This window comes from Bizionia argentinensis JUB59 (assembly GCF_000224335.1).
GTDB classification, from domain to species: Bacteria; Bacteroidota; Bacteroidia; order Flavobacteriales; family Flavobacteriaceae; genus Algorimicrobium; species Algorimicrobium argentinense.
This window is the reverse complement of sequence record NZ_AFXZ01000009.1, coordinates 53,023-74,420: the sequence shown is the minus strand read 5'-3', so window position 1 is coordinate 74,420 and position 21,398 is coordinate 53,023. Positions and strand designations below refer to the sequence as shown.

The following is a 21,398-nucleotide window of genomic DNA, read 5'->3' as shown; positions in this document are numbered from 1 at the left end:
ATATATTTAAGTTTTTAAATTTTAACTAATATCAACCTATGAAACAACTAATGACACTGTTTTTAGTAATGTGCGGTATATCGCTCATGGCTCAAGACTATTTCCCAAAAAATGATGGTGTAAAAGCTGAAAGTCACAATTATCAAGCTTTCACCAATGCCACTCTCCACATTTCTCCTACTGAGACAATTAAAAACGCAACTTTACTCATTAGAGATGGTAAAGTTATTAACTCTGGAAAAAAGGTTTCTATACCGGAAAATACCACAGTTACCGATTTAGATGGCAAGCACATTTATCCATCTTTCGTGGATATTTATTCAAATTTTGGTGTCAAAAAACCAAAGCGTGCAGAGAGTTCTAATAGTCCTCAATACGATGCATCTCGCGAAGGTTATTACTGGAACGACCATATTAGACCAGAACAGAACGCCATTGAAGGTTATGCTTTCGATGCTAAAACTGCGAGCGATATTCGCGAAGCCGGTTTTGGTGTTGTAAACACACATATTGCGGATGGTATTATTCGTGGTACTGGAAGTTTAATTGCACTTTCTCCAAGCGGAACAGATGCCTCTCGCATTTTATCCGACCGCTCTGCGCAATACTTATCAACGAGTAAAAGTATTACGTCTAGACAATCCTATCCAGGTTCTTTAATGGGCGCGATGGCATTAATAAGACAAGTTAGTTATGACGCTGAATGGTATGCTAAAGGTTTATCGAAAACTAAAGATCGTTCGTTAGAAGCTTATAATAATAACAAAAGCTTAGTTCAAATTATTGAGGCTGGTAGTAAACTAAATGATTTGCGTTTGGATAAAGTTGGAAACGATATTAACACACAATACGTAATTGTTGGAGGTGGCGATGAATATGAAGCAATACAAGACATAAAGGCTACTAATGCTACATTTATTATTCCAATTAATTTTCCAGACGCTTTTGATATGGAAGATCCAATTATGGCGAACACCGTAACTTTGGGCGATTTGCGCCAGTGGAATCAAAAACCAAGTAATCCAGCTGTTTTAAGTAAAAATGATGTGCCGTTTGCGTTTACACTACATGACTTAAAAAAGCCATCTGAATTTATGCCAAATCTTTTAAAAGCTATTGAATATGGTTTAGATGAAACGGCTGCTTTAGCCGCTTTAACAACTGTTCCTGCCAGAATATTAGGGAAAAGCGAAGAGATTGGATCCTTGAAAAATGGATCTTATGCAAATTTCCTTATCACTTCTGGAGCAATTTTCGATAAAGAAACAACGGTATATGAAAACTGGGTTTTAGGAAACAAACATGAAATTGTATCTATGAACACCAAAGATATTCGTGGTGATTACGAATTGAAGATTGCTGGTGCGACTTATGATTTAAATATTTCTGGTGAATTATCAAAATTAAAATCAACCGTAAAAACAGATGCCCAAACACTAGGTTCTAAAATTGCTATGACCGATGATTGGATGTCCCTTACTTTTTCAAGTGTGGATACTACAAAGCAGGATTTTGTAAGACTGTCTTCTAAAATAACAAATATCGAGAACCTTAATGGTTCAGTTATTTTACCAAATGGTAAGGAAACCACTTTCAATGCTAAAAAATCAGCTTCGAAAGATGACAAAAAATCAGAAGATAAGAAGGATGTTAAATCAGATTCTGATGTTAAAATATTTCCAGTTACCTATCCAAACAAAGCGTATGGTTTTACTGAAAAACCAAAGCAACAAACTATTTTATTTAAAAATGCAACGGTTTGGACCAATGAAGATGACGGGATTTTAAAAAACACAGACGTTTTAGTAAAAGATGGAAAAATAGCACAAATAGGTAAAAACTTAAGTGCTAGAAATGCAACAGAAATTGATGCTACTGGCAAACACATTACAGCTGGTGTTATTGATGAGCATTCGCATATTGCAGCTTCGGCGGTAAATGAATCGGGGCAAAACTCGTCAGCAGAAGTTACGCTGGAAGATGTAGTAAATTCAGATGACATTAATATATACAGAAATTTAGCTGGTGGTGTTACAACCATTCAAATTTTACATGGCTCGGCGAACCCAATTGGCGGTCGATCGGCTATTATTAAACCAAGATGGGGTGAATCGGCTCAAAATTTAATTTTTGCTGAAGCACCAAAAACTATCAAATTTGCTTTGGGTGAAAACGTTAAGCAATCCAATTGGGGCTCGTATGCATTAACTCGTTTTCCACAAACCCGAATGGGTGTTGAACAGGTTTACACTGATTATTTCACGAGAGCAAAAGCTTACGATGCTTTAAAGAAAAGTGGCCAACCATACCGAAGAGATATGGAGTTAGAAACACTTGTTGAAATCATGAATAATGAACGCTTTATTACCTGTCACTCATATGTACAAAGTGAAATTAATATGTTAATGGCGGTTGCTGATGCTTTTGATTTCAAAATCAACACCTTCACACATATTTTAGAAGGTTATAAAGTGGCTGATAAAATGAAAGCTCATGGTGTTGGCGCCTCTACTTTTAGCGATTGGTGGGCTTATAAATATGAAGTAAATGATGCTATCCCTTATAATGCAGCTATTCTGCATAATCAAGGTATTGTAACCGCTATTAATAGTGATGATGCGGAAATGTCGCGCCGTTTAAACCAGGAAGCTGCTAAAACCATGAAATATGGTGGTGTTAGTGAAGAAGAAGCATGGAAAATGGTGACTTTAAATCCAGCAAAATTATTACACATCGATGACCGCGTTGGTAGTATAAAAGTAGGAAAAGATGCGGATATGGTTTTATGGAACGATCACCCAATGTCTATTTATGCTAAAGCTGAAAAAACATTGATTGAAGGAACTGTTTATTTTGATCTGGATCGCGATTTACAAGCACGTGAAGCTATAAAGCAAGAGAAAAATGAATTAACAACCATGATGCTTCAAGCTAAAAATAAAGGTTTGAAAACGCAGCCAATTGTTAAGAAAGAAGACAAGCTTTTCCATTGTGATACTATATAATAAGAAAAAATAAAAACCAATGAAACATATAAATATATATATCCTTTTTATTGCGCTACTCATAAGTACGAGTTCATTTGCGCAACAAACTCCAGGATCTAAACAAACAAAAGCTATTGCCATTGTTGGAGCTACGGCCCATATTGGTAATGGACAGATAATTGAAAACAGTGTCGTTGTTTTTGAAAACGGAAAAATAACTTCCGTAAATTCAGGAAACACCAATACTTCTGGCATGACGGTTATTGAAGCCAAAGGCAAACATGTATATCCAGGATTTATTGCTGCTAATACGGCTTTAGGATTGGTAGAAGTAGATGCGGTAAGAGCCACCGACGATCAGAATGAAGTTGGCGATATGATTCCTCATGTTCGCAGTCTAATTGCTTATAACACGGAATCTAAAGTTGTTGAGTCTATGCGCCCAAATGGCATATTAATGGCTCAAGTATCGCCAAAAGGCGGTCGTATTTCGGGAACCTCATCCATTGTACAATTAGATGCTTGGAACTGGGAAGATGCGTCTATTAAAACCGATGATGGAATTCATTTAAACTGGCCGAGTAGTTTTTCTAGAGGTCGCTGGTGGCTTGGAGAACCTGCAGGTTTAAAGCCAAATAAAGAATATGCTAACCAAATAAATGAGGTTACTAATTTTATTACTGGTAGTAAAACGTATTTAAAAGGTGATAAAAAGCCTAAACATTTACCTTTTGAAGCCATGCAAGGTCTTTACAATGGTTCGCAGAAATTATTTATTCATGTAAATGATGAAAAAGGGATTACGGATGCTGTTCATTTTGCCAAAGAAAACAATATTGACCAGATGGTTATTGTTGGTGGTGCTGAAGCTTATAAAGTAACAACTTTACTAAAACAACATAATATACCCGTTTTAATAAACGCGCCACATAGCTTACCAGCAAATGAAGATCAGGATTATGATATGCCTTTTAAATTGGCCAAGCAATTGCACGATGCCGGTATATTAATTGGAATTCAATTAGGAAATAGAGAGAATTTCCAAACGCGTAATTTACCTTTCTACGCAGGAACTTGTGCAGCTTATGGCATGGAGAAAGAAGATGCTTTAAAACTAATAACCTCTAATACGGCTAAAATTTTAGGAATAGATTCTTTCGTTGGAACTTTAGAAGCTGGAAAAGATGCCACACTTTTTATAAGTGAAGGTGATGCTCTAGATATGCGAACTAATATTTTAACTGAAGCTTTTATTCAAGGGAGACAAATTAGTTTGGAAAGTCATCAAACGGAACTTTGGAAACGTTATTCCGAGAAGTATAAGAATCCGTAGAATTAAATAAACCTACAGTCCCAAAACAAAAAGGCGAGCTAATTAATATTAGCTCGCCTTTTATTTAAATTTCCGAATTCTAGTTTACAAATTCTCCATTTTCTGGTTTTATAAATTTGCTCGATTCTATTTCCTTATCGTTAACTCGTACATTTATAAACTCTGTGCTTTGTTTCGCTTCCGTTGGTTTATCATCTTTAAACCCATAACCTACAATTGTTTTAGGTAGTAGTAAGCCATTTACATTTTGCCAATTGTCATATCTTCTAAAGTGTAATTCTTTTTTATCTATGCCAGAAACAAAACTAACCGTATATCCTAACCACTCCATTTGGAAGGTTTCTGCGTTGTAATATAAAACATAACGATCTTCTGGAGTCTCACCAACACCAGCATTATAAGTCACCTGGATTCCTGGATAGGTAACACCTTCAAAAACCAATGGTTCTGCTTCGGCATAATTAATCCCATCATCCGATAAAATAAAAGGCATGGCATAAAAATAGAACATCAAGTTATAATAATATAACGGTTCATATCCTTTATACTCGCCTTCGGTTTTGTTTAAAAACCACGCTTTGTTACCATCATACCCAATATCTACATTTGGACTTTCAATCAACGCTTCTCTTGTATTAAGATTTGTTATAGTAATTTCTTTTCCTTCTGATTTCTCCATAGTAAATACTATAGATTTCATAGCTTTCCAAGAGTCAATTCCGCCATGAGCATCAAATACTTTAGAAAGATTTTCTGGATAATTGGCTTTTTCTACTTCAACAACTTCTTCTGTTTCTACTAGAGTTTCTATCGCTTCTGGATTTGTATTGTTCTGTTTACAGCTCGAAAAAACAAATAGAACAACGATTGAAAGAATATAGTATTTCATGAAAATTTTATATTGGTTGTGACGTTTTGTCGAAATTATAAAGTGAACATTACAAAAAAAAGCTTCAGCTTACCTAGCTGAAAACTATTTGAAAAATAATGTTATAATAAAGATAATCTTCAATTGAATTTGATAATAACAGATATTGTATTCAACAAAACCCAAACAGTTCAAAACTTCGAAATCTTTTTCCTTAAAATCAAATAGCGCCAAATGGTCTTGGGTACCATCTAAATTACATATAGTTAAAGGTGCTGAATCATTAATATTTACAATAAAATTAGTAGCCAAATTTTGAGATGACGTTTCTGGTTTCATTCCTGCAGGTACACATTCAAAGGTCAAAAGTATAGGTATCCCCTAAAACGGCATGGGTTATAGTACTTGAAATTGGATTTATTGAAGCACCATCGGCAGGAACTGGATTAAATACAAATAAACCGCCTATATCCCTAGTCGTGGATGCAGCAGCACCATCATCAGTTGGTATCATAAAAAATTAAGCATATTAGAGAGCTGCAATTAATAACTGATATTTTCATATTTCGCAAATCTACAAATGGGTATTAAAAAGAGCAATTAGAAAAAAACGAGTATTCTTTATTATAATAACGTAAATTTGTTCCTCTAAACATACTGAAAGTAATGGCTTTTAAAGTAATATCGAGTACCCAAAACACCTATATAAAGGAACTAACACTGCTAAAAGAAAAATCTAGAGCACGTAAAAAATCTGGACAATTTTTAATTGAAGGTGCTCGGGAAATTTCATTGGCACTAAAAGGGCGCTATAAAATAGAAGCAATTTTATTTTATCCAGAATTACTTTCTGAAGAAACATTAAAGGAATTAATTGGCGATTTTAATAATTGCATTGAAGTATCCAAAGATGTTTATCAAAAACTAGCACATCGAGATACCACCGAAGGCGTTTTGGCTGTGGCTAAAAATAAAGTTCATGCTTTAAAATCTGTAAGTATCGAATCCGATACCCCATTAATTTTAGTTGCTGAAGCACCCGAAAAACCAGGGAATATAGGCGCTCTTTTACGAACAGCCGACGCTGCCAATGTGGACTTGATAATTATTGCCAATCCTAAAACTGATTTATACAACCCGAATATTATTCGCTCGAGCGTTGGATGCATTTTTACGCGACAAATAGCCATGGGCTCTACTACGGAAATAATATCATTTTTGAAAGCCAAAAATATTAATATTTATTGTGCGGCTTTGCAAGCTTCCGTCAATTATCACACACAAGATTTTACCAAACCAACCGCTTTGGTCGTTGGAACAGAAGCCACAGGTTTAAGTCAGGAATGGCGAGATGCTGCCACAGAAAACATTATTATTCCCATGCAAGGTGAAATTGACTCTATGAATGTATCTGTTGCAGCTGGAATTCTTATTTTTGAAGCAAAACGACAGAGAAATTTTAAATAATAAATCGTTCATAAAAAACACTTCGACTGCGTTCAGTGTGACATATAACAATTCATTCGAGTTTTATAAGTAATAAATATCCAAAAAAACGATATCCCTCTGTTTGTCAGTTAAATATAATTTATTATATTCATTAAATATATAAGCCAACTGTCAGTCTGAACGATGTCGAAGACCTTCAAACTCTAAAGAGGATGTTTTCATATTATGTTTATATTCTTAAATGTTCCGACGAAAGCTATTATACTGGAATAACAAATGATTTAAATAGACAACTTAAAGAACATATTTATGGGAAACATCGTACATGTTATACATTAAAAAGAAGGCCTTTAGAAATACAATTTCACGAGACGTTTATGCATGTGTTACAAGCTATATATTTTGAAAATAAAATTAAAAAATGGTCACGCTCTAAAAAGGAGGCTTTAATTATTGGCGATTTCGAGAGATTTCAAATTCTTGCGGAATGCAGAAATGCAACACACTCTAAGTATTCCGACATATAGCTTATTCTAAATTATATTCGTTAAGACTTCATATTATAAATACAGACATTATAACAAATAGTTCCTATTTTTGCACCTAAAACAAATTACAAACACTGGAATTTATTCATTATTACGCTATGACCTCTACAACCCTATTCTACATAATAATAGCCATCATCATTATCGACTTTATTGTTGATAAAGTTCTCGATGCTTTAAACGCCAAACATTATAACGATCCTATTCCTGAAGAATTACACGACGTCTATAATACAGAGGAATATGAAAAATCGCAAGCCTATAAAAAGTATAATTATAAGTTCGGAATTTTAACCTCTACATTTTCTATTATTCTAACGTTAGCCATCCTGTTTTTTGATGGTTTTGAATTTATTGATACAGTTGCTAGAAATTATAGCGAAAACCCAATCATTGTCGCTTTAATTTTCTTCGGAATTATTATGATTGGTAGTGATATTATAAATACCCCTTTTTCATACTATCAAACTTTTGTTATTGAAGAAAAGTTCGGTTTTAATAAAACAACGAAAGCTACTTTTTTATTGGATAAACTAAAAGGCTGGCTTATGATGGCTATTTTAGGCGGTGGGGTTTTGGCGCTTATTATCTGGTTCTATCAAGTAGCTGGTCAATATTTCTGGTTATATGCTTGGGGACTTGTTACCGTATTTACTATATTTTTAAATATGTTTTACGCTCGATTAATTGTGCCTTTATTCAATAAACAAACACCTCTTGAAAATGGTAGTTTACGCGATAAAATATCAGCTTATGCAGAAACGGTAGGTTTTACGCTCGATAAAATTTTCGTGATTGACGGTTCTAAACGAAGTACTAAAGCCAACGCTTATTTCTCGGGTTTTGGAAGCGAGAAACGCGTAACACTTTATGATACTTTAATCACCGATCTAGATGACAAAGAGATTGTTGCTGTTTTAGCTCATGAAGTTGGTCATTACAAAAAGAAACATATTATTTTCAATTTGGCAACCTCAATTTTACTAACAGGTTTAACCTTATATATTCTATCCATATTTATATATAATCCATTACTATCTCATGCTTTGGGTGTAGAAATCCCTAGTTTTCATGTGGGATTAATTGCATTTGGATTATTGTATAGTCCTATATCAGAAATCACTGGACTTATAATGAATTGGTTTTCTAGAAAATTTGAATACCAGGCGGATGATTATGCTAAAAGCACGTATGCTGCTGCACCGTTAATTACATCTCTTAAGAAGCTATCTAAAAATAGTTTAAGTAATTTAACACCGCATAAAGCTTTTGTGTTTATGCATTATTCCCACCCCACTTTATTAGAACGCATGAATAATTTAAAGTTATAATCACATTATTAATTACGATATTTAATAAAAATAAAGCATGAGAAACTTAAAATTGATATGGGATTTCAGAGGACCCGATGCCTTAAAAACTGCAGAGCACCACGAAATACACCTAAAAGAATATATTCAAAGTGAAAAATTAGATCTAGATATTACCGGTTTTCAGGCTGAAAACGATGTGCATGCTATTGCATATCTAGTGGTTCCTGAAAATCAAATGCCACCTATCCGCGATGCTTTAAAACCACATCGTGGTCAACTTTATACAGAAACCTTATGATTTTAACTGCTGTATTATTCCTTGTTTTTGCCATTTTAATAAAGAACTTCAAATTGTATGATTTAATTGCAGGTTACAATACGATGCCTGATGCAGAAAAAGCAATCTACAATATGCCGAAAATTGGAAATTTATTAGCTAATGTTTTAATTATGATGGCAACCATAATCTTAATAGCCTATGGTTTTTCTAAATGGTTGGACAATGAACAAATTGGAGCCATTGGAATCAGTGCAGCCATTTTAATAGGTTTACCATATCTGCTGATTAAAGCCAATTCCAAAGCCTATAAAATCAATTCTGAAAAAGATTAAAAAAACAGATTAAAAACAAAAATCCCCGAAGCAGAACTTCGGGGATTTTTTTATAGTTTTTATCTTGAGTAGTTTGGCGATTCTTGAGTAATGGTAACGTCATGCGGATGACTTTCATTAATTCCAGAAGCGGTAATTTTCACAAAGCGTCCCGTTTCTTTTAATGTTTCCACATCTTTAGCACCACAATACCCCATTCCGGCCCTTAAACCACCAATAAATTGATGAATACTTTCATGCACTTCACCTTTATAAGGCACACGGCCTACAATACCTTCAGGAACTAATTTCTTAATGTCATCTTCAATATCCTGAAAATAACGATCTTTACTTCCTTGCTTCATAGCTTCTACAGAACCCATGCCGCGATACGCTTTAAACTTACGACCTTCATAGATTATAGTTTCACCTGGCGATTCTTTTGTACCGGCTAAAAGCGATCCTAACATAACACAATCCGCACCTGCAGCTAACGCTTTAGGGATATCTCCTGTATAACGAATACCACCATCGGCAATAACAGGAACACCAGAACCTTTAATGGCAGCAGCAACTTCTAAAACCGCTGAAAATTGCGGGAATCCAACGCCAGCTACAACTCGCGTTGTGCAAATAGAACCTGGACCTATACCCACTTTAACGGCATCTGCACCAGCTTCTACTAAATACCTAGCGGCTTCTGGAGTTGCTATATTTCCTACAACCACATCTAGGGTTGGAAATTTCCTTTTTACTTCTTTTAAAATTGTAACAACACCTTTTGTATGACCATGTGCGGTATCTATAATAATAGCATCCACACCTGCTGCAACTAAAGCTTCAGCACGCTCAAGCGCATCACCTGTAACACCAATGGCGGCAGCAACACGTAAACGTCCAAAAGAGTCTTTATTGGCATTTGGTTTTAAAGTAAGTTTCGTAATATCTCGAAATGTAATTAAGCCAATGAGTTTATAATCCTCATCAACAACTGGAAGTTTTTCAATTTTATTTTCTTGAAGAATGCCTTCTGCATCTTGTAAAGAAGTTCCTTTTCCAGCCGTAACCAGATTTTTGGTTGTCATCACTTCAATGATTGGGCGATCATCCTCTTTTTCAAATCGTAGGTCACGATTAGTAACGATACCTTTAAGAACACCTTCATCATCTACAATTGGAATACCGCCAATACTATGTTCGGCCATATTTTGCTTGGCATCCCTAACAACTGCTGTTAAAGGCAAGGTAATTGGGTCGATAATCATACCACTTTCAGCACGTTTAACCCGCCTCACTTTTATAGCTTGCGCCTCAATGGACATGTTTTTATGTAAAACACCAATGCCACCCTCTTGCGCCATGGCAATAGCCATTTTGCTTTCGGTAACTGTATCCATAGCTGCGGATACAATTGGAACATTTAATGTAATATTTCTTGAAAATTTGGATTGAATACTTACTTCGCGAGGTAAAACTTCGGAGAAAGCTGGAACCAATAATACGTCGTCGTATGTTAGTCCTTCTCCTAAAATTTTGTTGGTGTGTGCTATCATGTTGCAATTACAGTTATAATTGCGTGCAAATATACACTATAAATAAGGAAATATGTTTTAAGTTGCCGTTAAATTAATAACACCATTTTTATAGCAAGTATGAAACTGGGTTAAAGCGTACTGTTAACGAGCGTTTTCATCCGTAATATTTCATTAAAATCAGATGATTTTAGATATCATAAAACTAAAAAACCATTTCATTTTGCTATATTATTAAAGGTTTTTCTTCCAAGTTTTTATAAATACCTTGAAATCAATGATACTGCTTTTTAAATAAAATCGTCTAATTCCAATCCAATGCATCTTTGGAATTACAAATAATTTAAAATTTACAGAACCAATTAAATTTTTATTTGCAAAGTAGTATACCAATTCCTTGGTGCCGATGGAATAATGCCAGGTCCCGGATATCCAGTTGCGCGTCGTGTAAAATACGCATTATCTAAAGCATTATTTACACCAGCTTCCAACTTAAAGCGTTTGTAACTGTATGATATAGAAAAATCGAGGATATCATAACTTGGAATCTGACCTATAACACCACTAATACCTGCATCTACAGAGTTTGATGCATCTGTAAACTGATCGGATAAATAGGTATATTGAACACTTCCCAAAAGATTTTTATAACCAAATCTTAAACCCGTTTTAATATTTACTTCTGGCACAAACTCAACTTTATTTCCTTTTATCCCTGGTATATCTGACTCGTTATATTGCGAAGTAATGAATGAGGAGTTAACAAAATAATTAAAATTGTAATCAGAATTTAATCCGATAATTTTTTTAATATTAAGATCAAATAAGGATTCTACGCCATACATAGCGGCATCGCCAACATTTGTACGTTTGCTAATAATGCGACCACCTGGTAGAACGTCTTGCACTAAACCTATACGTTGGTTATAAAATAATCCAAATACATTTGCATCATAGGAGACAATGCCTTTAAAGTTACCTCGAATACCTAAATCACTCGTAAAGCCTTCCTCATCTGTAATGTTTTTATCGATTGCGAAAGCGGGATTAAATATACTAATATCTGAAAATGTAACAGAACGGTAATTTTGAGAGATATTTCCGTAGAATTCAAAGCCTTTATCGCCCTTGTAACTCAAGCCTAAACCCAGTAGCACGAAGGATCGATCAAAATTTTGATCTTCATAAACCGTTTCATTATAAATTGGGTTACCAGCACCATCTAAGCGCACTTCCTTATAAAACCCATTACTTTGAGTTTTTATATACTCAAAACGCGCACCAGGTGTTACTGAAAACTTATTGGTTATATAAAATATATTTTCACCAAATACAGCTATATTTAAATTAGGTAAATCAAAATCTGATTGGTTAGAATAATTCGGAAAAGCATCGGTGTAAAAATTAAAATCAGAGTTTTTATTGGTACTGCCTGGTCCTTGTTGCTGATCGTTTTTAGCATTATAATATTTCGCTCCTATTAAAAACGTAGCATCTTTATCTAAAATAGTATATGTATTCAAATACCGGGTTTCAAAACCAAAATTATTAAAATCACCTTTTATTAAATCACGCTCGCTACCAGGATCTAATTGGTCAACCCGGTTTGTTCTAAAGCCTAACGCATAACGTGAGGCTTGCAACCCGAAGAAGCTAAAGCTAAAATCGCTAGTTTCAGAAAACTGATGTTCAAATTTCAAATTGTACAACAACCAATCCACCTGAAACCAATTGCGCTCCCGATTACTCTGATATGGATCTTGATTAAACATAGTATCTGTTAATCCACCAGCTTGTTGCGCCAAATAGCGCATGTATGTTACTTCTCCAGAAATGGCTGTATTTTTAGATATTTTATACCCTAAATGAGCAAATATATTTTTAGATTCAAATTCGGAATTAGGTCTGAAACCATCACCTTTTTTATAATTGAAATACCCATAATAGCTCCAATTATTTTTCGTTCCACTCACACTTGTAAAGTTGGTATACAAACCAAAACTACCTAAAGTATTCCTAGTTATTAGTTCCAAGGCTTTATCTGGATTTGGTTTTTTCGTTTTAAAATTAACCAAACCACCAAACTGGGTTCCAAATTGTAAAGATGCAGCACCTCTAACTATTTGAACTTCGCCTAAACCTTCAGATGCTGGTGTATAATAACTTTCAGGATACCCCAAAACATCAGCGCTAATATCATACCCATTTTGACGCGTATTAAAATTAGAAGTTCGGTTAGGATCCAAACCACGACCGCCAATATTGAGCTGTAAACCGGCATCGTCATTTTGGTAAATATTAAGTCCCACTACTTGACTAAAAATTTGTCTGGCATTATTAGATGCTAAATTCGCCATGGACTGATCCACCAAAACAACCTCCGTTTTTTTACCTGCAAAAATGGCTGTTCCCTCAACATCTTTCAATCTTGATAATTCAAATACCTGTGATTTTCGAGCGAATAATTCCACTTCAGAAAGTGACACACCTAAAGGCTTTAACTGCACATTAATTTCTTTACTTGTATTCAAATCGACGGTTACTGTATACACATCAAATTCATAGGAAAAAAAGATTATTGTTAGTTCGGATTTTAAAGTTTCGAACTGATAATAACCCGATGCATCAGTTTTGGCTTGCATTCCGGAATCCTTATCAAAAATCTCAACATTTTCTATAGGAAGATTTGTTTCTGAATGGGTAACAATTCCCGAAACGGATTGCTGTGCCCAAGCAGATATGCTTGTTAGAAGTAACAAAATACTTACTAGTTTAAAGTCCTTTAATAACATCATTGAATGGTAAAATCCAGGTTTTATGTTTAAATGAATCGTTTTCTTTATATAAATCGACATTTGAATTAATATATGGCTGACTCAAACGGCCGTTAATTGCTACATAACTTTCAGCAAACACTTGTATATTTTCATGTCCTTGCTCGGCAAAGTGATCACCAAGATAATGAGCATATTCTAAAATAAAATCAGGCTGAAAGCTCATTTGCTTTTCCTGAAATTCGGTTAAAAAATCGGAATTATCTACAACAAACATGGCGCCAGTTTCTGCATTTTTAATAGTAAACGTAGTATAACCCATTTTTTCCATGAGCATAACTCGCCATGAAAACCGAAAACCTTCTTCTGTCCAAAAAAGTTCGCCAGGATAAGCGAAATAACGAAATGGAAAAACCATTTGAATCGCAAAAAACACCATTAAAACAGGCATTAGAATTCGTTTATTTCGAATTGGATACTGATCCTCTACTTTTATTTGAATCGCGTTTGATATCGCTATTTTTTGACGCAAAAATTTCAAATTTCCAATTACAAAATTAATGATTTTCTGATGAAAATTCGCTTCAAAAAAGATTAACGTGGAAACAATCATTATAAACGGAAACATGCCAATAGGAAATAAAACCCGCGTAAATACATGAAAGAAAATTACAATAATAAATGCAAATAACCGCGTTCTTTTATAGAGTAATAAAAAGGGAATCAATAAATCATAAAACATACCGCTCCAACTCATGGCATAATGAAACCATTCTTGTTGCATGAGGGTTTCGCCAATAATCGGTAAATCATATTTGGAAGGCAGCCATATTTTTAAAGGCATGGCTTTAAACAGCCAATCGCTATTAATTTTAGCTAATCCCGCATAAAAATAAACGAGACCTAAAAGAAGTTTTATACTATCAATAGTCCAGTTAGGCACTTTGGCATAGCTTACTTTTTTCAAATAACTCTCTACAGAAAAACTCACGTTCGCCGGTAAAAAAATCATTAAAAAACTTAATACACTAATAAAATAGTAATGATTTAAATATGTGGTTTTATCCATGAGTTCTATGTAAGCAAAACTCAAGAAAAAGGTGATTATAGCAATGCGATACTTATATCCGATAGCGACAAATAATGCTGCTAAACCGCAAACAACAAATACTAAATAGGTGTAAGTCCCTAAAGGTTTCACCCAATGAAATCCATAGAATGAAAAATGAAAATCAGGTTGAATATATAGTTTATCAATCCAACCATGTGCCCAAAAACGCACAATGCTGTAAAACATCATGATACCAAAAAGCATCCGAAACACCACCAATGGTGCTGCGCTAGTTTGCTTGGCTAAATATGTTTTTATTTTGAAATTCATGATGAAAAAAGATTCTTTAGTAGTCGTTATTACTAAAGAATCTTCATGTTTTACGTTATTTATTTAATTTTAATCGCCATCAGCATCTACGTAATCAACACTGATATTCATAGATTGTACCATGTCTACTTTTATTAAAACTACCACCTTTTGCAATTCGTTGTAGGCATTGGTCATTTCAGCATTATTTGTAGTAATTTGCTCCGTAAAGTTAGGATTTAAATCTACAACTTTCGAACGTGCTAAATTAATTTGATTATTAATTAAGACATCTAAATCTTCACCATTTCTAACGCTATTTAAATACTGTAAATATTGTTTAAAACTAGCGTCTGTTTCGTTACTATTATAAGCCTTGCCGTTAAAAAAATCTTGAACAGCATCTAATGCTACTAAAGTTAATTCTTTGGAAACATCACTTTTGTAATATGCTTCAACTTTTTTTGGTAATGGATTTGTTGAAAACACACCAGCTGGAATTCCAATTTTATTGGCACGCAAGCCTTTTTCATAATAGAAAATAAAATCGTTTGTTAGCTTATTAGTTGAACTAGTGGCCGTATTTGCTGTACTACTTACAAACTGACCTCTATAAATGGTTGTCCAATTATTTAAAACAGAATTAGTTAAAGTTTTCATTTCATTCACCAAATCAGATAGATAGTTTTTATAATTTTCAGCATTAACGTTTGTTGTATAAATACTTAAAATATCCATATCGTTATTGGCTACACCATATAACAAATAATCTAAAGCAGGAAACCCAACCGCATCTTGATTATTAGGGTGCGACAAATTATAAGTTCCAGAAGCTATATTGCTCTCAATTTCCGGTACAGATGTTGGATAAATATTCATTTTTGAATAATAATTAATAGCTTCTGCTTCACCGATATTGAACATTTCAGCATATTGCCAGACTTTGTAAGCTTTTAACCATGAGGCGCGAAAGGCTTCTAAATTGGTTTGATTTGGCGCTGCAATAAAGCTATTTTTAGAAGTTACCAAATCTGCTAATTGTGTATTTAAATCTTGAAATACAGGAATTATAATATTATCTGCCCAATTGGTAAGCATGGATTGTCTATTAAAGCCATCAACAGAATTTCCAGAACCAGACCCTGCATCATCGGATGAGCTACAGGATACTATAGACGCTATAATTATGAAAATCGAAATTATTTTTTTAATCATCTTTTTAAATTTAACTCATTAAAAACATTCAAAAAACTGAAGTTTAATATATGTAAACTTCAGTTTAGTATCTTCTACAGAGATATTTATAACTTTTAATTAGCAGCCTGTGCTACGCTAAAATTGAAACGATCAGCAATTTCTTCTGAAATTGTATCTAAAGTTTCATTAGAAACATCCCAAAAACCATTTCCTGTCATTAATTCTGCAACATAAGCTTGAACATCGTTATGTGAAAAGTATGGTGCATTCGTATTTGGTTTTCTTGTAAATTGCAAACTGTAAATAAAACCAAATCCTTCTGATAGTTGATGGAATGCGGCAGCCATATCCCCTTCTGCTATTTTAGTTTTCCCGCTTTGTAAATAATGCACAGCACGAACAGCGATGACTTTCGAAATGTTTTCTCTAATAATTTGTGCCTGTGCATCACGAACAACATAGTTTTTTGCTACAATGGCAGCACGACCTAATTTAAAAGCTTCAAAAACAGCATTAGCTGTACCGGAAAAATCGCTATCAGCATCTACCTGTTTTAAATACGTGTTTAAAAAACTATCTGCACCTAAAACTGGAAAACTTGGATCTAATTCCGTACCATATAAATACCCATAAGCTTCATCCCACTTGTGCTCCATAGACGTGTACGTTTTACCATCTTCTACAATATCATTTGTGTTATTAGCTTTGTTTGAGCCTTCATCTAAAACAGTGATGCTTAAATAATTATTTAACATCTGATCCGCCATTAAACCACCTATTAGCCCTTTGGCTACAGCTTGATTTAACTCTAAACCTTTCGCATTAATATAGCGTGTAGAACCCCCGTTAAATTGTTGTAATTGACCCGCTACACCAGAAGTGGCAGTTGTAGTCCAATTTGGAAACACAATATTAGCTTGCTCTGCAATCCATGCATCAAAATCAGCTTTTATTTCATTTGATACGGTAATATTAGCAGAGAAGTAATCTTTAGACGCGGCTACTTTACTACGAATGTTTTTTCCTGAAGCGTTTAAATCCGTGTCAGTAAAATCCGATTCACCTTCTACATGTGTAAACATGGCATTTAAATCAGTTTCCGACTTCGTATTATCTTTTAAAGCAGATACAAATTCCTCAGCCATTAAAATTCGCGTTGTTTGACCTCCAAAACTCACAGATGATTCGCCACCTCTTTTAAAGATATAAGTTTCTGGAGCTGTTACACCTGTATTATCTGGCGTTGATGTATTAACATCATCACTAGAGCATGATGTTAAAAATAGTGCAGTTAGGGTTGCAGCCACAAAAATATTTTTCATTTTTATTTAGACTTAATATAAATAGTTGTTTGATTTCACAACAAAAATAAAAATGTAAATTGGTTATCGCAAATATTATTTAGACTAAATTAAAATAATAATCTAAAATCAAACTATATATCTAGAAGTCAATTAGATATATTAACACAATTAATGATAGACAGAGAAAATTTTGGTCGCTTCATTATAAGCACTCTCAAAACTTAAAGCATTTAAATCTGAATGCTTTTTAGTGGTGAAATACGACAGTAATTTTTCTGTAGGCATATTTCCTGTTAAATCGTCTTTTGCCATAGGACAGCCACCAAATCCTTGAATAGCGCCATCAAATCGCATACAGCCCGCTTTATAGGCCGCATCAACTTTTTCAAACCAAGTTGTTGGCGTGGTATGTAAATGCGCACCGAATTCAATTTGCGGATAATTCGGAATTAAATTGGAAAATAAATAGTTAATATTTTCAGGATTAGAAGTTCCAACGGTATCACTTAAGGATAGAATTTTAACACCCATATTACTCAAACGTTCAGTCCACTCACCTACTATATCAACATTCCATGGATCTCCATACGGATTTCCGAAGCCCATAGAAATATAAACAACCACCTCTTTATCGGTTTTATCAGCTATTTCTAGAATCTCGCCTAACGTTACAACCGATTCTGCAATCGTTTTATGTGTATTTCGCATTTGGAAATTCTCTGAAATAGAGAAAGGATAACCTAAATATTTAATCTCTTTATGTTTTGAAGCATCTTCAGCACCACGTGTATTGGCAATAATAGCCAGCAGTTTACTAGTGGTTTTACTCAAATCTAATTGCGCCAAGACTTCGGCTGTATCCACCATTTGCGGAATAGCTTTTGGCGAAACAAAACTTCCAAAATCAATAGTATCAAACCCAACACGCAAAAGCGATTGGATGTATTGCACCTTTTGTTCGGTAGGAATAAACGCCTTGATACCTTGCATGGCATCACGTGGGCATTCTATAATTTTAACTGGTTTATTCATGGACTTCAAAGATACTAAACTATTGTTTCTACTAAAACCTTTTATGGAAAACTACATCAAAATTAAAATGGCAATTCCAATAAAAACGACAATTTGAAGCCATTTTAAAATTGAACCTATTTTACGATGTGATTTTATATAGATTGAAATTGAACCCGCCAAAATAGCAATGACAGAAAATATAATTAAGGAAACGCCCATAAAGATAAAACCTAATACATAAAATTGCCAAACAGTACTCATAGTATCGCTAAACAAGAAGCCTGGAAAAAATGCTAGAAAGAAAATACTTACTTTAGGATTTAACACATTCATGATAAACCCTTGTTTGTACAATTGACCTGGTGATTTTTTAGGAACCGATCTTTCTGAAATCGTTAAATCACTTGGACTTCTAAAAACTTGGTACGCTAGATATAATAAATAAAGTGCGCCTAATAATTTAATGGTAAAAAATAAAGACGCACTATTTTTAATAATTGCAGAAACACCAAAAGCTAATAAGGTCGTATGAACAATGCAACCAGAAATCAGCCCAAAAACAGTGGCTAAACCATATTTTTTGCCGTGCGCAACACTTTGCATCAACACATAAATATTATCGGGACCCGGCGAAAAAGCCAAAGCCGTCGTTGCTAATATAAATGATATGAGGATATCGTAGTTCAAAAAACTAATGCTTTAAAAGTGCTTTATTTATAGCTTTTATTAATTTCGGACCTTCGTAAATAAAACCGGTATAAACTTGCACCAAATCGGCACCAGCATCAATTTTGTCTAAAGCATCTTTAGCTGAATGAATTCCGCCAACACCAATAATAGGAAATGCTTTTTTACTCTTGCTTGCTAAATATTTTATAACTTCTGTGGATTTATCTTTAATCGGCTGACCACTTAAACCGCCATTTCCAATTTCTGCCAAACGCTCATTTGAGGCTTTTAAACCCGATCGATCTACCGATGTATTGCTTGCAATAACACCATCTAAATTAGTTTCGGCAATGAGTTCGATAACTTCATCTAACTGGATATCGTTTAAATCTGGTGCTATTTTTAGTAGAATAGGTTTCTGCTTATCAAACGTATTATTCGCTTTTTGAACCGTATAAATTAATTCTAACAAATAATTTTTATCATTCAATTTTGCATGACTGCCAACATTTGGACAACTCACATTAAGTACAAAATAATCCACATACGGATGCAGCGCATTAAAACAGATGAGATAATCTTTGGTATAATCTTCTGGCTGGGTTTGCGTGTTTTTACCAATGTTTCCACCTATAATAACAGTTCCTTTGTTCTTTTTTAATTGTGAAATAGCAGATTCAAGACCTTCATTATTAAATCCCATTCGATTAATAATACCTTGATCTTCCTTCAAGCGAAACAAACGTTTCTTCGGGTTTCCCTCTTGTCCTAGCGGTGTAACAGTTCCTATTTCAATAAAACCAAAACCAAAATCAGCCAATTCGTTATACAGAAGGGCGTTTTTATCAAAACCAGCAGCTAATCCCACAGGGTTTTTAAAGCTTAAGCCAAAAAGCTGACGTTCTAATTTTGCATCTTCAACAACATATAGACTTCTGAAAATAGCGGAAATACCGGGAATTTTAGAGGTCATTTTTATCAATGAAAACGTGAAATGATGAATTTTTTCGGGATCGAAAAGAAAGAATATAGGTCGGAGTAGTAGCTTATACATTGGTCAATGTTTGCGCAAAAGTAATCCTAAATAAAAATGTGGGCAATTCAAATGGTAAAAATTTCAATATTCACTAAATTTGCATACATAATTGTTAAACCTTCAAATTAATTAAAATGATTTCAAAAGAACACATCATAAAACGCTTTGTGAGTTATGTAACCGTTGATACCGAATCGGATCCTAACTCTGACACGACACCAAGTACGGCTAAACAATGGGATTTGGCAAACGCTTTAGTTGAAGAGCTAAAGGTGATAGGTATGGAAGACGTTACGATTGACGAGAATGCTTATATTATGGCAACCCTTCCAAGTAATGTAGATCACGATGTTCCTGTTATAGGTTTCGTTTCGCATTTTGATACCTCACCAGATTTCACGGGTGCCAATGTAAAGCCTCAAATTCATGAGAATTATGATGGTAAAGATATTGTTCTAAACGCTGAAAAAGATATTATCCTATCGCCAGACTATTTTGAAGATTTATTATTGTACAAAGGTCAAACTCTAATAACAACAGACGGGACAACTCTTTTAGGAGCGGATGATAAAGCTGGTATCACAGAAATTGTTTCGGCAATGGAATATTTGATTCAAAATCCAGAAATTAAGCATGGAAAAATTCGTGTTGGTTTTACACCTGATGAAGAAATTGGTCGTGGTGCTCATAAATTTGATGTCGAAAAATTCGGAGCTGAATGGGCTTATACCATGGACGGAAGTCAAGTTGGTGAGTTAGAATATGAAAACTTTAATGCGGCTGGCGCTGTGGTAACCATACACGGGAAAATTGTTCATCCTGGTTATGCTAAAGGGAAGATGATTAACTCTATATATATTGCAACGGAATATATTAATTCCTTACCGCGATTAGAAACACCAGAACATACAGAAGGTTATGAGGGTTTTTTCCACTTACATACAGTAACAGGTGACGTAGATGAAACAAAATTAGAATATATTATTCGTGATCATGATAAAGAGCATTTCGAAGCACGAAAAGAAGTCATGCAGAAGTTGGCAACTGAAATTAATTCGCAATACGGCCGTGAAGTCGTTTCTATTGAAATCAAAGATCAGTACTTCAATATGAAAGAAAAAGTGGAACCGGTTATGCATATTGTTGACCTTGCTGAAGAAGCGATGATTCAATTAGATATTAAACCACTTATTAAAGCTATTCGCGGTGGAACTGATGGTTCGCAATTAAGTTATATGGGTTTACCATGTCCTAACATTTTTGCTGGTGGTCATAACTTTCATGGTCGTTATGAATATGTGCCTGTGGAAAGTATTATAAAAGCGACAGAAGTTATTTGTAAGATTGCTGAACTAACGGCAAGCAAGCATAAGTAAAGAAAAAAAGAGCATACAAAAGCCGATGATTAATTACCAATCATCGG

19 protein-coding genes are annotated in these 21,398 nt (G+C 34.2%); 8 read left to right on the top strand and 11 right to left on the bottom strand.

Annotation, left to right across the window (positions count from 1 at the left end; genetic code table 11):
• The first annotated feature begins 38 nt into the window (after positions 1 to 38).
• The gene (locus BZARG_RS03420; protein ID WP_040287974.1) at positions 39 to 3,005 is read left to right on the top strand and encodes an amidohydrolase family protein; all 2,967 of its coding nucleotides are present in this window, start codon (positions 39 to 41) and stop codon (positions 3,003 to 3,005) included.
• 19 nt (positions 3,006 to 3,024) lie between these two features.
• Positions 3,025 to 4,320: an amidohydrolase family protein gene (locus BZARG_RS03415; RefSeq protein ID WP_008635549.1), complete on the top strand. Its 1,296-nt coding sequence runs from the start codon at positions 3,025 to 3,027 to the stop codon at positions 4,318 to 4,320.
• 79 nt (positions 4,321 to 4,399) lie between these two features.
• Here the strand turns inward: BZARG_RS03415 and BZARG_RS03410 are convergent, their stop codons facing one another.
• The 3 genes from BZARG_RS03410 to BZARG_RS15740 form a co-directional block, all read right to left on the bottom strand.
• On the bottom strand, positions 4,400 to 5,209 hold the full coding sequence (locus BZARG_RS03410; RefSeq protein ID WP_008635345.1) for a DUF6503 family protein: 810 nt from the start codon (positions 5,207 to 5,209) through the stop codon (positions 4,400 to 4,402).
• A gap of 84 nt (positions 5,210 to 5,293) precedes the next feature.
• Positions 5,294 to 5,527: a hypothetical protein gene (locus BZARG_RS03405; protein WP_008635520.1), complete on the bottom strand. Its 234-nt coding sequence runs from the start codon at positions 5,525 to 5,527 to the stop codon at positions 5,294 to 5,296.
• A gap of 16 nt (positions 5,528 to 5,543) precedes the next feature.
• A complete protein-coding gene (locus tag BZARG_RS15740) occupies positions 5,544 to 5,702 on the bottom strand; it encodes a hypothetical protein (protein ID WP_008635664.1) in 159 nt (52 codons plus the stop codon).
• Between the two features lie 152 nt (positions 5,703 to 5,854).
• Between BZARG_RS15740 and BZARG_RS03400 the strand changes: the two genes are divergently transcribed.
• The 5 genes from BZARG_RS03400 to BZARG_RS03380 all read left to right on the top strand — a co-directional run bounded on the left by BZARG_RS03400 (position 5,855) and on the right by BZARG_RS03380 (position 9,110).
• A complete protein-coding gene (locus tag BZARG_RS03400; protein ID WP_008635404.1) occupies positions 5,855 to 6,655 on the top strand; it encodes a TrmH family RNA methyltransferase in 801 nt (266 codons plus the stop codon).
• Positions 6,656 to 6,849: 194 nt separating this feature from the next.
• Positions 6,850 to 7,164, top strand: coding sequence for a GIY-YIG nuclease family protein (locus BZARG_RS03395; protein ID WP_040287973.1), 315 nt, complete (start codon positions 6,850 to 6,852; stop codon positions 7,162 to 7,164).
• Between the two features lie 119 nt (positions 7,165 to 7,283).
• Entirely contained in the window at positions 7,284 to 8,516 is a 1,233-nt protein-coding gene (locus BZARG_RS03390) for a M48 family metallopeptidase (protein ID WP_008635662.1), read from the top strand.
• Between the two features lie 37 nt (positions 8,517 to 8,553).
• Entirely contained in the window at positions 8,554 to 8,796 is a 243-nt protein-coding gene (locus tag BZARG_RS03385; protein ID WP_008635390.1) for a hypothetical protein, read from the top strand.
• On the top strand, positions 8,793 to 9,110 hold the full coding sequence (locus BZARG_RS03380; protein ID WP_008635650.1) for a DUF3784 domain-containing protein: 318 nt from the start codon (positions 8,793 to 8,795) through the stop codon (positions 9,108 to 9,110). The genes BZARG_RS03385 and BZARG_RS03380 overlap by 4 nt, the downstream gene beginning before the upstream one ends.
• A 59-nt stretch (positions 9,111 to 9,169) precedes the next feature.
• Here the strand turns inward: BZARG_RS03380 and guaB are convergent, their stop codons facing one another.
• From guaB to BZARG_RS03340, 8 genes are all read right to left on the bottom strand, one after another.
• Positions 9,170 to 10,642: an IMP dehydrogenase gene (gene guaB, locus BZARG_RS03375; protein ID WP_008635416.1), complete on the bottom strand. Its 1,473-nt coding sequence runs from the start codon at positions 10,640 to 10,642 to the stop codon at positions 9,170 to 9,172.
• Between the two features lie 341 nt (positions 10,643 to 10,983).
• Complete coding sequence (locus BZARG_RS03370; RefSeq protein WP_050807283.1) at positions 10,984 to 13,413, bottom strand: TonB-dependent receptor domain-containing protein; 2,430 nt, start codon at positions 13,411 to 13,413, stop codon at positions 10,984 to 10,986.
• Positions 13,394 to 14,776: an HTTM domain-containing protein gene (locus BZARG_RS03365; protein WP_008635343.1), complete on the bottom strand. Its 1,383-nt coding sequence runs from the start codon at positions 14,774 to 14,776 to the stop codon at positions 13,394 to 13,396. The genes BZARG_RS03370 and BZARG_RS03365 overlap by 20 nt, the downstream gene beginning before the upstream one ends.
• Positions 14,777 to 14,845: 69 nt before the next feature.
• The gene (locus BZARG_RS03360; protein WP_008635486.1) at positions 14,846 to 15,970 is read right to left on the bottom strand and encodes an imelysin family protein; all 1,125 of its coding nucleotides are present in this window, start codon (positions 15,968 to 15,970) and stop codon (positions 14,846 to 14,848) included.
• 95 nt (positions 15,971 to 16,065) lie between these two features.
• A complete protein-coding gene (locus BZARG_RS03355; RefSeq protein ID WP_008635341.1) occupies positions 16,066 to 17,274 on the bottom strand; it encodes a DUF4856 domain-containing protein in 1,209 nt (402 codons plus the stop codon).
• 150 nt (positions 17,275 to 17,424) lie between these two features.
• Positions 17,425 to 18,288, bottom strand: a complete 864-nt coding sequence (locus tag BZARG_RS03350; protein WP_008635721.1) for a hydroxymethylglutaryl-CoA lyase — start codon at positions 18,286 to 18,288, stop codon at positions 17,425 to 17,427.
• A 51-nt stretch (positions 18,289 to 18,339) separates the two neighbouring features.
• Entirely contained in the window at positions 18,340 to 18,957 is a 618-nt protein-coding gene (locus BZARG_RS03345) for a LysE family translocator (protein ID WP_040287972.1), read from the bottom strand.
• 4 nt (positions 18,958 to 18,961) lie between these two features.
• The gene (locus BZARG_RS03340; RefSeq protein WP_008635693.1) at positions 18,962 to 19,993 is read right to left on the bottom strand and encodes a quinone-dependent dihydroorotate dehydrogenase; all 1,032 of its coding nucleotides are present in this window, start codon (positions 19,991 to 19,993) and stop codon (positions 18,962 to 18,964) included.
• A gap of 116 nt (positions 19,994 to 20,109) precedes the next feature.
• Between BZARG_RS03340 and pepT the strand changes: the two genes are divergently transcribed.
• The gene (pepT, locus tag BZARG_RS03335) at positions 20,110 to 21,351 is read left to right on the top strand and encodes a peptidase T (protein WP_008635698.1); all 1,242 of its coding nucleotides are present in this window, start codon (positions 20,110 to 20,112) and stop codon (positions 21,349 to 21,351) included.
• Positions 21,352 to 21,398 lie beyond the last annotated feature (47 nt).

Coding starts and splice junctions, on each gene's coding strand:
- BZARG_RS03420 (WP_040287974.1), top strand. CDS start 39: ATGAAACAACTAATGACACTGTTTTTAGTAATGTGCGGTATATCGCTC.
- BZARG_RS03415 (WP_008635549.1), top strand. CDS start 3,025: ATGAAACATATAAATATATATATCCTTTTTATTGCGCTACTCATAAGT.
- BZARG_RS03410 (WP_008635345.1), bottom strand. CDS start 5,209: ATGAAATACTATATTCTTTCAATCGTTGTTCTATTTGTTTTTTCGAGC.
- BZARG_RS03405 (WP_008635520.1), bottom strand. CDS start 5,527: ATGAAACCAGAAACGTCATCTCAAAATTTGGCTACTAATTTTATTGTA.
- BZARG_RS15740 (WP_008635664.1), bottom strand. CDS start 5,702: ATGATACCAACTGATGATGGTGCTGCTGCATCCACGACTAGGGATATA.
- BZARG_RS03400 (WP_008635404.1), top strand. CDS start 5,855: ATGGCTTTTAAAGTAATATCGAGTACCCAAAACACCTATATAAAGGAA.
- BZARG_RS03395 (WP_040287973.1), top strand. CDS start 6,850: ATGTTTTCATATTATGTTTATATTCTTAAATGTTCCGACGAAAGCTAT.
- BZARG_RS03390 (WP_008635662.1), top strand. CDS start 7,284: ATGACCTCTACAACCCTATTCTACATAATAATAGCCATCATCATTATC.
- BZARG_RS03385 (WP_008635390.1), top strand. CDS start 8,554: ATGAGAAACTTAAAATTGATATGGGATTTCAGAGGACCCGATGCCTTA.
- BZARG_RS03380 (WP_008635650.1), top strand. CDS start 8,793: ATGATTTTAACTGCTGTATTATTCCTTGTTTTTGCCATTTTAATAAAG.
- guaB (WP_008635416.1), bottom strand. CDS start 10,642: ATGATAGCACACACCAACAAAATTTTAGGAGAAGGACTAACATACGAC.
- BZARG_RS03370 (WP_050807283.1), bottom strand. CDS start 13,413: ATGTTATTAAAGGACTTTAAACTAGTAAGTATTTTGTTACTTCTAACA.
- BZARG_RS03365 (WP_008635343.1), bottom strand. CDS start 14,776: ATGAATTTCAAAATAAAAACATATTTAGCCAAGCAAACTAGCGCAGCA.
- BZARG_RS03360 (WP_008635486.1), bottom strand. CDS start 15,970: ATGATTAAAAAAATAATTTCGATTTTCATAATTATAGCGTCTATAGTA.
- BZARG_RS03355 (WP_008635341.1), bottom strand. CDS start 17,274: ATGAAAAATATTTTTGTGGCTGCAACCCTAACTGCACTATTTTTAACA.
- BZARG_RS03350 (WP_008635721.1), bottom strand. CDS start 18,288: ATGAATAAACCAGTTAAAATTATAGAATGCCCACGTGATGCCATGCAA.
- BZARG_RS03340 (WP_008635693.1), bottom strand. CDS start 19,993: ATGTATAAGCTACTACTCCGACCTATATTCTTTCTTTTCGATCCCGAA.
- pepT (WP_008635698.1), top strand. CDS start 20,110: ATGATTTCAAAAGAACACATCATAAAACGCTTTGTGAGTTATGTAACC.